Source organism: Tumebacillus lacus (assembly GCF_026410385.1).
Lineage (GTDB): Bacteria > Bacillota > Bacilli > Tumebacillales > Tumebacillaceae > Tumebacillus > Tumebacillus lacus.
The window spans coordinates 634,679-647,329 of sequence record NZ_JAPMLT010000001.1 but is presented as its reverse complement, the minus strand read 5'-3'; the positions used below and the strand labels follow the sequence as shown (position 1 = coordinate 647,329).

Sequence of the window (12,651 nt, the reverse complement as noted above, 5' to 3'; positions counted from 1 at the left end):
GTTACACTCGCATATGACAGGGCAGGTTGTGCTTTTTTGCACATACAACCTGTGGTAGAATGGTCAAAATAACCACAAAGAAAAAAGGGGTGGAAAACACCTGTGAATAAAACGATCTATGATGTAGCGAGAGAAGCGGGTGTCTCGATGGCGACCGTGTCTCGCGTGTTGAACGGGACGGCGGTGGTCAAAGAGGAGACCAAGGCGAAGGTGCTGGCGGCCATCGAGTTGCTCGGGTATCGGCCGAACGCGGTGGCGCGGGGTCTGGCGAGCAAGCGGACCAAGTCGATCGGGGTCATCCTGCCTGACGTGTCCGATCTGTTTCATGCGGAGATCCTGCGCGGGATCGAGGACATTGCGACGATGTACCAGTACCACATCATTCTGGCCAACTCCGACGCTCGCGAGGCGCGGGAGATCGATCTGATCGGTACGATGTGGGAAAAACAGGTCGACGGACTCCTCTTCATTTCCGAGAAGATCACTCCTGACATTGTCAGAACATTTGAACAGGCACAGTTGCCGGTCGTGCTCTGTGCGACCGATGATCCGGAGGGACGCATCCCGGCGGTGTCGATCGACAACCAGTCGGCCGCACGGGACGCGGTGGACTATTTCCTCGAAAAAGGGGTGCGCCGGATCGCCTATCTCGGCGGCCCGACGGCGCATCCTGTGACGATGGAGCGGCTGAAAGGGTATACCGCCGCCTTCCAAGCGGCGGGGCTTCCGTTCGATCAGGAACTGGTGCTGCACGCCGACACGTTAAAATATGAAGACGGCTATGCGCAGGCGAAACGCTTCCTCGACCAAGGACACACCGCCGAAGCGGTCGTGGCGGCGAGCGATGAACTGGCGCTCGGCTATCTGAACGCGGTGCGCGACCGGGGCGGCAAAGCGCCTGACGACGTGCTGTTGCTCGGCTTTGACAACACGCGCCTCTCGACGATGACCCGACCGGAGCTGTCGGTGATCGCGCAGCCGACGTATGACCTCGGCGCGGTGTCGATGCGGCTGCTGACCAAACTGCTCAACGACGAGCAGATCGACGAATACACTGTGCGCCTGCCCCACTCGATCATCGAGCGCACGTCGACGCAGCGCAACGAAACTGCCGCCGAGGACCCAAACCGATGAAGCCGCGGGTGTTGGTCACCCGCGCTCTGCCGGAAGCGGGACTTCGCGAACTGCGCGAACGGTGCGACGTGACGGTGTTCTCCGCGGAACGTCAGCCGACGCGGGCGGAACTGCTGGAGCTCTTGCCGTCCTGTGACGGGCTGCTCTGCACGCTGATGGACGCAGTCGACGACGAACTGATCGCCGTCGCACCAAATCTCAAGGCGATCTCCAACTACGCGGTCGGCTACGACAACATCGACGTGTCGGCGGCCACTCGGCGCGGGCTCCCGGTGACGAATACACCGGGGGTGCTGACCGTCGCGACGGCGGAGATGGCGTGGGCGTTGATGATGGCAGTCACCCGGCGGATCGTCGAAGGGGATCATTATGTCCGCGACGGCAGATGGACCGGATGGTCGCCGATGATGCTGCTCGGCATGGAATTGGCCGGCAAGACGCTCGGCATCGTCGGCTGCGGCCGGATCGGACTCGCGGTGGCCAAGCGGGCCAAGGCGTTCGAGATGCAGGTGCTTTACACCAACCGCCGCCGACTCGATGAAGCGACGGAGACGGAATACGGCCTTCAGTATGCGGCGTTGGACGATTTATTGGCCGCGTCGGACGTGGTGTCGCTGCATCTGCCGTATGCGCAGGATTCGCATCATCTCATCGACCGCGACAAACTGCACCGCATGAAGCCGACCGCCTATCTGATCAACACCGCTCGGGGAGCTGTGGTCGACGAAGCAGCACTGGCCGCCGCTCTCAAGGAAGGGCGGATCGCCGGTGCCGGACTCGATGTGTTCGAAAGGGAACCGGCGGTGCACCCGGACTTGCTCGGCCTCGACAACGTCGTGCTCGCACCTCATCTGGGCAGCGCGACCCTGGAGACGCGCACCAAAATGGCGGAGATGGCGGCCGTCAATCTGGCGCGCGTGCTGCACGGGGAGCATCCGCTGTCTCTGGTCAACCCCGAGGTCTGGGACTCATACATCACGAAACACAATCAACAGCAGGGAATGTGAAAGGAGCACGGCGACATGTTTGCAAACTGGATCGACCAGCATCGCGAGGAGATCATCGCTGCCACGCAGGGGATTCTGCGCATCAACTCGGTGGGGGGCCCGGCGAGCGGGCCGGAGCAACCGTTCGGACCGGGGTGCGCACAGGCGTTGGATTATGTGTTGGATCTCGGTCGTGAACGCGGTCTGACGGTGAAAAATGTGGACGGATACGCCGGGCACATCGAAGCGGGCGAAGGCGACGACTATGTGGCCGTCCTGGCACATCTCGACGTCGTTCCTGTCGGCTCCGGTTGGACGTACCCGCCGTTCGGGGCGGAGATTCACGACGGCAAGATCTATGCGCGCGGTGCCATCGACGACAAAGGCCCGGCGATGGCGGCGCTGTTTGGGCTGTTTGCCGTGCTGGAGTCCGGACTGCCGCTGCAGCGCAAGGTGCGGATGATCTTCGGCCTCGATGAAGAGACGAACTGGCAGTGCATGGATCATTATTTTGCAAAAGAGCCGTTGCCCGTCGGCGGATTTACGCCAGATGCCGACTTTCCGCTGATTTATGCGGAAAAGGGGATCTTGTGCTTTGACCTGGTCAAGTCGCGTCAGTCGCAGGATGCGGCAGCCGTGCGCGTGCGGGAACTGACGGGCGGGTCGCGGATCAATATGGTGCCGGATCACTGCCTCGTGCAACTGACGGTGCAAACGGGCGACGCGACGGAGATCGCGGCCACGCTGCGACAGACGGCGGAGCAACAGGGTATTCTGGCAGACATTCAGACGAACGGCCGGGACATCACCTTGACGGTCGAAGGGCTGGCGGCCCACTCGATGGTGCCGGCCAACGGAGTCAACGCGGTGGTGCACGCGGGGCGATTGCTTGCTGCGCTTCCGACGGCCGAGCCGGACCTGTGGCAGTTTCTCGGACAGGTCGATCCGGCAGGGGCCACGATCGGCGTGGAGATGACCTGCGAGGTGACCGGACCGCTGACGTCCAACCTTGGCATCGCAAAAGTCGACGAAGAGCAGGCGGTATTTTCCTTCAATCTGCGCTTCCCGGTGGATCAGACCGATACCGGGCTGATGGATCTCGTGCGGGAAACGCTCACTCCGGCCGGCTATCGGGTCGAGCTGTCGGCGGACGTCAACATGAAGCCGCTCTATGTGCCGAAAGACTCGGAGATCGTGCAAAAATTGCTCGCCGTCTACGAAGCGGAGGTCGGGGAGCGTGCTGAACCTTTGACCATCGGCGGCGGTACCTATGCCCGGGCAATCCCGAATGCGGTGGCGTTTGGAGCGCTGTTCCCGGGCGAGACGGAGACGGCGCACCAAAAAGATGAGCACTGGCCGGTCGAAAATTTGATCCGCTGTGCGAAGATCTATGCCAACGCGATCTACGAACTGGCCAAGTAAACCGCTCTTCGCGCACGCCCTCGATTCTCGAAAGTGACCATGCTTACAGAACGATGGTGCCCTCCATTGCATAATGAATAGGTATCATACTTTTTTGATTGTTCGAGTATGATTGTCCATGAAACACCAATCTCTCTGCGAAGGAGTGAGGAGAATGCGCGTAGAGAGGATCGCAGACAACAAGGTACGTATCTTCATCACGTACGACGACCTCGATGAACGTGGCATTGAACGCGACGAGATCTGGCAAAACGGTCGCAAGGTGCAGGAGTTGTTCTGGGACATGATGGAACACGCCTACCTCGAAGTCGGTTTCGAAGTCGGCGGCCCGGTCGCTGTGGAAGCGTTCACAATGCCGACCGAAGGCGTCGTGGTGGTCGTCACCCGACTGCCGGGACTTCCGAACTCGGTGGAGCGAGAGGCGGTGCTGGACGAGGAGGAACTGGAACTGGATACAGAAACTCCCGACCCGTTTGGCGCGTTTACCTTCGTGTTTCAAGACTTGGAAGATGTGATTCGCGCAGCTCATTCGCTCGCTCAGTATGAAGGTGTCGGCGGCACGCTGTATCATTACAGAGGGCGCTATCACCTGTTCTTCGATGAAGAAGAGATCGGCGAAGAGATGTACGACACGTTCTGGTCGATCCTGCATGAGTATGGCGAGCTGTCGTCGACGACAAAGGCGATGCTCGATGAATATGGCAAACGAGTGATGGACGGGAATGCGATCCCGACGATCATTGCTCATTTCCCGCTGCAAAAGTAGTCACCCACCTAAATACGTGATCAAAAAAGCCCTCCTGCCTCGGCAGAAGGGTTTTTTTCTGTGTTCGTTTTTCATTTCGTCACCATCGACACGAGTTTCATCAGCATCGCGGCAATCGCAGCGGCCATCAGAGGGCCGACCGGGATGCCTTTCAAAAAGACGATGCCAAGCACCGACCCGATCACCAGACCCATCATCAGCTCCGGCTCCATTTTCAGCATGTACAGCCCTTGGCCGTTCACATAGGTGGCGATGATGCCGCCGAGCAGAGCGCAGATCCCGCCGATGGAGACGAACGTGGTCAGCAGGTCTTTGGTGCCGATCTTGCCGTTGACCAGCGGCACCAGCACCGAGATCATCAGAAAGAGCAGGCCCAGTTCCAACCCGCGCCGCTCCAGCGACGGAAAATACCGCTGCAGGCTGAGCAGTTTCAAGATGAGCAAAAAACTGGCGGCGGTGGCCAAGATGCTGGCCCTGCCGACAATCCCAATTATGATCAACACCACCAAGATGATCTCACCGGCCACAAAGGTGCCCTCCTGTCCACATGCGTAGTCACTCCATGTATATGGACGCGAGTGGACAGGTAGACCCTCTACAGCGTATTCCGCAGGGTGTCGCTGCGCAGCCCGCAGCGCAACGCTTCCAGAGAGATCGTGTCGCGCGGGTTGATGTTGCCCAGATTGACATTGGGTCCGAACGTGTGGATCAGCTCGATCTGCTGGCTTTTGAGCGGGGCTTCCCAGATCAGTCGGGACGGGTGAGGCAACTGCTCGACCAGCGCGTCAAAATCATCGCGGCGCAGCGTGCCGTCCTCATTGAAGAGGCCGACCGCCTTGCCCGATTCACGGCCTTCGATGATCACGTTGGTGGCGCCCGACTCCAGATCCGCTTCGATCATCTGCAACTGGACATCGACGGGGAGCATCGCGCCGTTTTCCTTTTTGCCCACTTCGGTAAAGACGTGAAAACCGAGACGTTTGGCCTCGCGGATGATCCGGCGGCGCAGTTCCGGCGACAAGGTGATCGTGCCGTCCGAAACTTCGACCGTTCGCATGCCCAGTTGCAGACACCGGTCGAGAAAAGGCTCCCATTTGTTCTGCAAAATCGCGGTTTCAAGGAAGGTGCCGCCCGGGTAGACGTTGATCTGATGCTCATGCAACAGGCGAATCTTGTCGGCGAGCACGGTCGCTGGATACAGCTTGGAAGTGCCGAATCCGAGCTTGAGGTAGTCGATATAGGGAGAGGCCAGTTCGATCAGGTCGCGAGTCTCTTGCAACCCAAGGCCTGTGTCGATCAGCATGGTCAAGCCGTGTTCCGTTCGCGGTTTGGCGATGCGACCCGGGATCGGGTCGTGGAGAAGATCATCCCACGCTCGGACGCGGACGTCACGCTCGGATGAGGAACGCTGCATACCTTCGACTCCTTTCGGTAGTAGGCTCCTTCATCCTATGCAAAGAGGCGGGCGACTGGTTACGCCCGCGCTCTGTTCCGTGCCAATGTCTTGCGATCCCATTCGATCTTCTTGTATTTGTCGCCGTCGCCTTTTTTCTTGCCGCTGCCCGGGTTGATCAGGAAGAACGCCAGCACGGCGCAAAAGATCGACAGACCGGCCATCGTGAAGAACATGATCTTCGGCGTGTCCATCAGCGCGCCAAAGATCGGCGGTCCCGCCGCCACGCCGAGGAAGCGAACCGAGCCGTACAGCGAGGTGACCGCGCCGCGCTCTTCTTTTTCCACCGCCGACGTGATCAGGGTGTTCAGACACGGCAACACGAGACCGGTGCCGATCCCGGAGATCACGAGCAGGCCGAGCGAGACGTACGGGTTGGTGAAAAAGGCGGCTGCGATCAGCGGTGCACCGATCAGTGTGAGCCCGGTGATGATCAGAATTTTCATCAGATTGAGCTTTTTCTTGATCTTCGAACCGGTGATGTAGGAGGTAGTGCACATCGCCAGCAGCGGCACCGAGAGGATCAGACCGCGCATCAGACCTTCGACTTTGTAGGTTTCTTCCAGGATCTGCGCGATATAGAACAGAACACCAAACAGGATAAAGAGGGCAGCCGAACCGGCAAGATAAGCGGTGAGCAGCCATTTGTATTCTTTCTTAAAGGTCTTTTTTAAAGCGGAGAGGTACTCTTTGACCGTCTGTTTCGGACCGGTCTTTTTCGGCTCTTTAACAAAAAAGTAGACCAACGCGGCCGCGACCACGCAGATGACCGGAAAGGCGAAGAACGCCGCGTACCAGACGATGAAGGCGATCAGCACACCGAGGATCGGCGAGACCACCTTGCCAAATCCGTTGGCCGCCTCGATCAGACCGAGCGATTTGGCGCGGGATGCGCCGCTCCAGATGTCGCCGGCCAGCGCCATCGCAATCGGTGCGGTGCCGGCAGCGCCGATGCCTTGCAACACGCGGCCGGTCATGATCAGCCAGTACGGGTTGTCGAGCAACCAAGCGGCGATCCCGGCGACCACCCCTCCCGCGCCGTAGAGCAAGAGGGCGGGGACGATGACGACTTTCCGTGTGTAGCGGTCCGATAAAAATCCGGCGAGCGGGATGATGATCCCGGCTGGAACGGAGAAGAGGGTGATCACAAGGCTCGCCTGAAACTTGGAAATGCCGATCTCCTCCTGCATCGTGGGCAGGATCGGGATCAACATCGAGTTCCCGAGCACCATGATCAAGGGCACGGTCGCCAATGCAAACAGAGGCAAGAAATGTATCTTCGACTTGGCAGCTTCCATCGTGTTCAGTCCTTTCTCCGTGGGCAGGATCTCCTACTTGTCTGCAGGTCTATTGTCTCCGTTCCGGCAGGGGGGCTATGTCAGGGAAATTACCCCTTGACAACGTTCGGTTCGTCAAGATAAAGTGGAAACATCAGCAAGCCAACCAATTACATACCAGCAATAAGACACTCTTATCCAGAGTAGGCGGAGGGACTGGCCCGATGAAGCCCGGCAACCGGCATCTGACACGTTTTTGATTTTTTCAGATGCACGGTGCCAATTCCTGCAGAGCGCTGCAAGCAGCGCTCTGAGAGATGAGAGAAAGTGCCCTTTTTTGCGTCTACGCGTATACAGGCCTTTCTCCTCAGGAGAGAGGTCTTTTTGCTAGGTGACACAAAAAAGGAGCGCGATACACATGCATATCGACACCAGACTGGCCCAGATCGGCAACAAAACGGACGTAAAGACGGGGGCGGTTTCCACCCCGATTCATATGTCGACCACGTTTGGTCACCCGGGGTTTGGTCAGAGCACCGGCTTTGACTACGCCCGTACGAAAAATCCGACCCGTCAGACGCTGGAGGATGCGATTGCCGCGCTGGAAGGCGGGTTCCGCGGCTTTGCATTTGCATCGGGGATGGCGGCGATCTCTTGCTTGTTCGGGCTGTTTGAGCAAGGCGATCACTTGATCCTCTCCCACGACCTCTACGGCGGCACCTACCGCCTGATTGAACAGATCCTGCCGAAGCAGGGCATCACCTCGACGCTTGTGGACACCGGCGATCTGGCAGCGGTCGAACGGGCGGTGCAGGCCAACACAAAGGCGATCTTTGTGGAAACGCCGACCAATCCGACCGTGAGAATCACCGACATCCGGGGCATCGTGGAGATCTGCGAGCGGTACGGCTTGATCTCGATCATCGACAACACGTTCATGTCGCCGTACTTGCAACGACCGCTCGACCTCGGGGCGGACCTCGTGGTGCACAGCGCGACGAAGTATCTCGGCGGGCACAACGACGTGCTGGCAGGACTTGCGGTGGCGCGTGAAGAAGCGTTGGCAGAGCGGGTGTATTTTCTGCAAAACTCCATCGGGGCGACGCTTGGTCCGCATGACTGCTGGCTGATGATGAGAGGGATGAAGACGCTCGGCCTGCGCATGGACCGCCATCAGGAAAACGCGATGTTGGTCGCCAAATGGCTGACCACGCATCCGGCGGTGAAAAAGGTCTACTACCCGGGCCTTGAAGGGCACGAAGGACGCGACATCCAGATCGCGCAGGCCAAGGGATACGGCGGCATGCTGTCGTTCGATCTGCGTTCGGAGGAACTGGTCGGTCCGTTCCTCGAGCATCTGCAACTGATCACCTTTGCGGAGTCGCTCGGCGGGGTGGAGTCGCTGATCACCTATCCGTCCAAACAGACGCACTTTGACATCCCGCAGGAGATCCGGGAGAGCGTCGGTGTGACCGACACGCTGCTACGCCTGTCTGTGGGGATCGAACATTATGAAGATTTGATTGAAGATCTGCAAGGCGCGATCACCGCGGCAGAAGCGGCCGTTCGCACAACAGAGGAGGTGCAAGGATGAGCGAGGACCAAGGGAAAGACATTCGGTTTGCCACCCGCCTGCTGCACACGGGCCATGAGATCGATCCGGTGCACGGTGCGGCGGCGATCCCGATCTACCAGACGTCGACCTATCATCAGGACGACGTGGAAAACCCGCCGCTGTACGACTACGCCCGCTCGGGCAATCCGTCGCGCGATGCGTTGCAAGGGCAGGTGGCGGCGCTGGAAGGCGGTACGCATGCGCTGGCGTTCTCGTCGGGCATGGCCGCGATCACTGCGTCGCTGATGCTCTTCTCGGCGGGCGACCATCTGATCGCCTGCGATGATATCTACGGCGGCACCTACCGCGCGTTGACGCAGGTGTTCAATCGGATGGGGATCGAGACGACGTTTGTTGACGCGACCGATCCGGACCGCATCCGAGCGGCGATTCGTCCGAATACAAAAGGCTTGATCCTTGAGACGCCGTCCAATCCGACGATCCGCATCATCGACCTGAAGGCGGCCGCACAGATCGCCCGCGAGCATGGTCTGATCTCTATCGTCGACAACACATTTATGACGCCGTACCTGCAACGCCCGCTGGAACTCGGCATCGACGTCGTCGTGCACAGCGCGACGAAGTTCCTCGGCGGCCACTCCGATGTGGTGGCCGGTCTCACCGTCACCAAAGACGAGGGGCTCGGCAAGCGGCTCAAATTTTTGCAAAATGCGACCGGCGGCATCCTCGGACCGCAAGACTGCTTCTTGCTTCAGCGCGGGCTGAAGACGCTGAAGGTGCGTCTGGACGCGTCGTCGGCAGGCGCGGAAAAGATCGCGAAATGGCTGCGCGGACGGGAAGACATCGCGCACGTGTACTACCCCGGTCTGACCGATCATCCGGGCCATGCGGTGCACAAAGCGCAAGCGGACGGTTACGGCGCGGTGCTGTCGTTCGACGTCGGCAGCGGCGAGCGGGCGAAACGGCTGGCCTCGCGGGTGACGCTGCCGATCTATGCGGTGTCGCTCGGGGCGGTGGAGACGATCTTGTCCTACCCGCGGACAATGTCGCACGCGGCGATGCCGGAGCCGGAACGTCATCGCCGGGGCATCACCGACGGCCTGCTGCGTCTGTCGGTCGGACTGGAAGATCCGGACGACCTGATCGCCGACCTGGAGCAAGGCCTGCGCTAGCAACAGTGGAGCAACCTGAACCTGCCGAGGTTTGGGTTGCTCTTTTTTAGGAAGAAAGGGGATCGTGGCGAGGGTGCGCCGGGTGACAGAACGTGAAAATGGGCACACTGTCTGTGAAAACCGATACGAGAAAAGGGGGAACCCGAACATGAAACCCTTTAACGCAATCACACGCAAGGACGGTGGCAAAGAAGATCTGATCGCGTTTGACAACCCGGACGATGCGCCGGAAGACGTCCCGGCAGCAGCACGGGGCTACGAGGAAGAACTGGTCGCCGTCGACTCCCCGGATGATTTTGAGGACGAGGGCGAACCGAGGGCGAACGGAACACTCTGAGGGTGCTCCTTGGCCTTCAGTCCAAAATATGGACTCGTATCTTGATCTTTCGAGCGAGACGGGTGCTACCCCCTCTAGCCAAGGAATACGCTTAGGTGTATATTGGTTGGGGGTTCACAAACCTCTCAATTGTTCAAAGGTGGTTGAGTCGACTTGAATAGCCAAGATGTTACATCGAATGCAACCAAAGATGAGCCGGTCGAGAATTTAAACGTTCTGACCAGCACTCAATTGGTCATCAAGGATGCCCTGAATAAGCTCGGATACGGCGATGAAATGTTTGAACTGCTGAAAGAACCGCTGCGTGTCCTGACCGTGCGGATTCCGGTCCGCATGGACGACGGAACTGTACGCGTGTTCACCGGGTACCGTGCGCAGCACAACGACGCGGTAGGCCCGACCAAAGGCGGGATTCGCTTCCACCCGGAAGTGACCGAGGACGAGGTCAAAGCGCTGGCAGTCTGGATGAGCATCAAGTGCGGCATTGCCAACCTGCCCTACGGCGGCGGCAAAGGCGGCATCATCTGCGACCCGCGTGAGATGTCGTTCCGCGAGACAGAGCGCCTGTGCCGCGGCTATGTGCGCGCGATCTCGCAGATCGTCGGCCCGACCAAAGACATTCCGGCACCGGACGTCTTTACGAACTCCCAATCGATGGCGTGGATGATGGACGAATACTCCCGCATCCGCGAATTTGACGCACCGGGCTTTATTACGGGCAAACCGCTCGTGCTCGGCGGCTCCTACGGTCGTGAATCCTCCACCGCGCGCGGTGTGGCGATCGCGATTGAAGAAGCAGCGAAAGTCAAAGGCATCGAGCTCAAAGACGCTCGTGTCGTCGTCCAAGGCTTCGGCAATGCAGGCGGCTACCTGGCCAAGTTCATGCATGACGCAGGAGCAAAAGTCGTCGGGATCTCGGACGCATACGGCGGCCTTCACGACCCGAACGGTCTCGATATTGAATATCTGCTGGATCGTCGCGACTCCTTCGGGACGGTCACCAAGCTGTACAAAAACACGATCACCAACCAAGAACTGCTGGAACTCGACTGCGATATCCTCGTGCCGGCGGCGATTGAAAACCAGATCACCGCTCGCAACGCCAACGATATCAAAGCCAAGATCGTCGTCGAAGCGGCCAACGGTCCGACCACGAATGAAGCGACGAAGATCCTCTCCGACCGCGGCATCCTGCTCGTGCCGGACGTCGTGGCAAACGCAGGCGGCGTTATCGTCTCCTACTTCGAGTGGGTCCAGAACAACCAAGGGTTCTACTGGAGCGCGGAAGAGGTGGACGCTCGTCTGCAAAAGATCATGTCCGGATCGTTCCACTCCGTTTACGAAACGGCGAAGCTGCGCAAGATCGACATGCGTCTCGCCGCCTACATGGTGGGCACCCGCCGGATGGCAGAAGCTTGCCAACTGCGCGGTTGGGTCTAAGACACACAAAGAAAAGCCGAATGCGCGCAACTGGCATTCGGCTTCTTTTTATGCTATCATTCTTGTTCGAAGTATTCTTTTAACTGTTCCAGATCGACCGTTTCACGCAGGGCGACCATCAGTTTGATCCGTGCTTTCTGCCCGTTCAGACCGTTGGAAAACAGCACGCCCAGATCGCGCAGATGCTTGCCGCCGCCCTCGTAGCCGTAGACGTCCTGCACGATGCCGTTGTAGCAGCGCGAGACGAGCACGACCGGGACGTTGTGCTGGATCGCATCCTTGATGCCGGGCACGACCATCGGCGGGATGTTGCCTTGGCCGAGCGCTTCGATGACGATCCCTTTGGAGCCGCTCTGCACGAGATAGCGGATCAGGCTGTCATCCATGCCGACTGCCATTTTCAAGAGACCGACCTCGGCGACGAGGGAGTCGACCGGGATGTGCGCGTGGGGTTTGGGGATGTGGCGGATCTGCACTGAGCGTTTGTCCAAAAAGCCGATCGGCCCCACGGCAGGCGATTGGAAGGTGGCGACGTTGCTGGTGTGCGTTTTGGTGACAAAGCGCGCCGCATGGATCTCGTCGTTGAACACGACGAGCACGCCTTGATCGACCGCCACTTCGGACGCTGCTGTCCGCACCGAGTTGAGCAGGTTGATCGGGCCGTCCGCACCCAGTTCGTTCGATGAGCGCATCGCGCCGGTGACGATGACCGGCAGTCCGGGCGGGAGGATCAGGTCGAGGTAATAGGCGGTCTCCTCCAGCGTGTCGGTGCCGTGCGTGATCACGATGCCGTCCACGTCCGGACGCGACAGTCGCTCCTTGACGGCACGGCCGAGATCGGTCAGTTGCTCGGTCGTCAGGTGGGGGCTCGGGATGTTGCTGAACGCCTCCACACTCACGCGGGCGACGTCTTTCAGTTGCGGGATCGCACCAACGAGGTCGGCCGCATTTTCCACAGGTTTCACAGTTTGGGTCGCCGGGTCCTCGATCATTGCGATCGTGCCGCCGGTGGTCATGATTAATATATGTTTAGGTTTCAAGTGCTCACACCTCATGTCATTCTTTCTCTACTCGATATTATGCCCCTG

12 protein-coding genes and 1 riboswitch are annotated in these 12,651 nt (G+C 59.3%); of the genes, 8 read left to right on the top strand and 4 right to left on the bottom strand.

Annotated features, from left to right (window positions below):
* Nucleotides 1–102: 102 nt before the first annotated feature.
* The 4 genes from OS242_RS03245 to OS242_RS03230 all read left to right on the top strand — a co-directional run bounded on the left by OS242_RS03245 (nucleotide 103) and on the right by OS242_RS03230 (nucleotide 4,308).
* The gene (locus OS242_RS03245) at nucleotides 103–1,134 is read left to right on the top strand and encodes a substrate-binding domain-containing protein (protein ID WP_267150207.1); all 1,032 of its coding nucleotides are present in this window, start codon (nucleotides 103–105) and stop codon (nucleotides 1,132–1,134) included.
* A complete protein-coding gene (locus tag OS242_RS03240) occupies nucleotides 1,131–2,141 on the top strand; it encodes a 2-hydroxyacid dehydrogenase (RefSeq protein WP_267150206.1) in 1,011 nt (336 codons plus the stop codon). Before OS242_RS03245 ends, OS242_RS03240 begins: the two co-directional genes overlap by 4 nt.
* A 15-nt stretch (nucleotides 2,142–2,156) precedes the next feature.
* Nucleotides 2,157–3,542 carry a dipeptidase PepV gene (pepV, locus tag OS242_RS03235; RefSeq protein WP_267150205.1) on the top strand — a complete coding sequence of 462 codons (1,386 nt, stop codon included), beginning with the start codon at nucleotides 2,157–2,159 and terminating at the stop codon, nucleotides 3,540–3,542.
* A 154-nt stretch (nucleotides 3,543–3,696) separates the two neighbouring features.
* Nucleotides 3,697–4,308 carry an adaptor protein MecA gene (locus OS242_RS03230; protein WP_267150204.1) on the top strand — a complete coding sequence of 204 codons (612 nt, stop codon included), beginning with the start codon at nucleotides 3,697–3,699 and terminating at the stop codon, nucleotides 4,306–4,308.
* Between the two features lie 71 nt (nucleotides 4,309–4,379).
* Here the strand turns inward: OS242_RS03230 and OS242_RS03225 are convergent, their stop codons facing one another.
* The 3 genes from OS242_RS03225 to OS242_RS03215 all read right to left on the bottom strand — a co-directional run bounded on the left by OS242_RS03225 (nucleotide 4,380) and on the right by OS242_RS03215 (nucleotide 7,059).
* Nucleotides 4,380–4,835, bottom strand: coding sequence for a DUF441 domain-containing protein (locus OS242_RS03225; RefSeq protein WP_267150203.1), 456 nt, complete (start codon nucleotides 4,833–4,835; stop codon nucleotides 4,380–4,382).
* Between the two features lie 68 nt (nucleotides 4,836–4,903).
* A complete protein-coding gene (comA, locus tag OS242_RS03220) occupies nucleotides 4,904–5,722 on the bottom strand; it encodes a phosphosulfolactate synthase (protein ID WP_267150202.1) in 819 nt (272 codons plus the stop codon).
* Nucleotides 5,723–5,781: 59 nt separating this feature from the next.
* The gene (locus OS242_RS03215) at nucleotides 5,782–7,059 is read right to left on the bottom strand and encodes an MFS transporter (protein ID WP_267150201.1); all 1,278 of its coding nucleotides are present in this window, start codon (nucleotides 7,057–7,059) and stop codon (nucleotides 5,782–5,784) included.
* 170 nt (nucleotides 7,060–7,229) lie between these two features.
* A riboswitch (SAM riboswitch) is annotated at nucleotides 7,230–7,362 on the top strand.
* Nucleotides 7,363–7,456: 94 nt separating this feature from the next.
* Here OS242_RS03215 and OS242_RS03210 point away from each other — a divergent pair.
* The 4 genes from OS242_RS03210 to OS242_RS03195 all read left to right on the top strand — a co-directional run bounded on the left by OS242_RS03210 (nucleotide 7,457) and on the right by OS242_RS03195 (nucleotide 11,563).
* Nucleotides 7,457–8,632 carry a trans-sulfuration enzyme family protein gene (locus OS242_RS03210; protein ID WP_267150200.1) on the top strand — a complete coding sequence of 392 codons (1,176 nt, stop codon included), beginning with the start codon at nucleotides 7,457–7,459 and terminating at the stop codon, nucleotides 8,630–8,632.
* Entirely contained in the window at nucleotides 8,629–9,786 is a 1,158-nt protein-coding gene (locus tag OS242_RS03205) for a trans-sulfuration enzyme family protein (RefSeq protein ID WP_267150199.1), read from the top strand. Before OS242_RS03210 ends, OS242_RS03205 begins: the two co-directional genes overlap by 4 nt.
* A 148-nt stretch (nucleotides 9,787–9,934) precedes the next feature.
* Nucleotides 9,935–10,123, top strand: coding sequence for a hypothetical protein (locus tag OS242_RS03200; protein ID WP_267150198.1), 189 nt, complete (start codon nucleotides 9,935–9,937; stop codon nucleotides 10,121–10,123).
* 216 nt (nucleotides 10,124–10,339) lie between these two features.
* The gene (locus OS242_RS03195; protein WP_407702077.1) at nucleotides 10,340–11,563 is read left to right on the top strand and encodes a Glu/Leu/Phe/Val family dehydrogenase; all 1,224 of its coding nucleotides are present in this window, start codon (nucleotides 10,340–10,342) and stop codon (nucleotides 11,561–11,563) included.
* Between the two features lie 56 nt (nucleotides 11,564–11,619).
* Here OS242_RS03195 and OS242_RS03190 read toward each other — a convergent pair whose 3' ends face one another.
* Nucleotides 11,620–12,603, bottom strand: coding sequence for an asparaginase (locus OS242_RS03190; protein WP_323372888.1), 984 nt, complete (start codon nucleotides 12,601–12,603; stop codon nucleotides 11,620–11,622).
* Nucleotides 12,604–12,651: the final 48 nt, after the last annotated feature.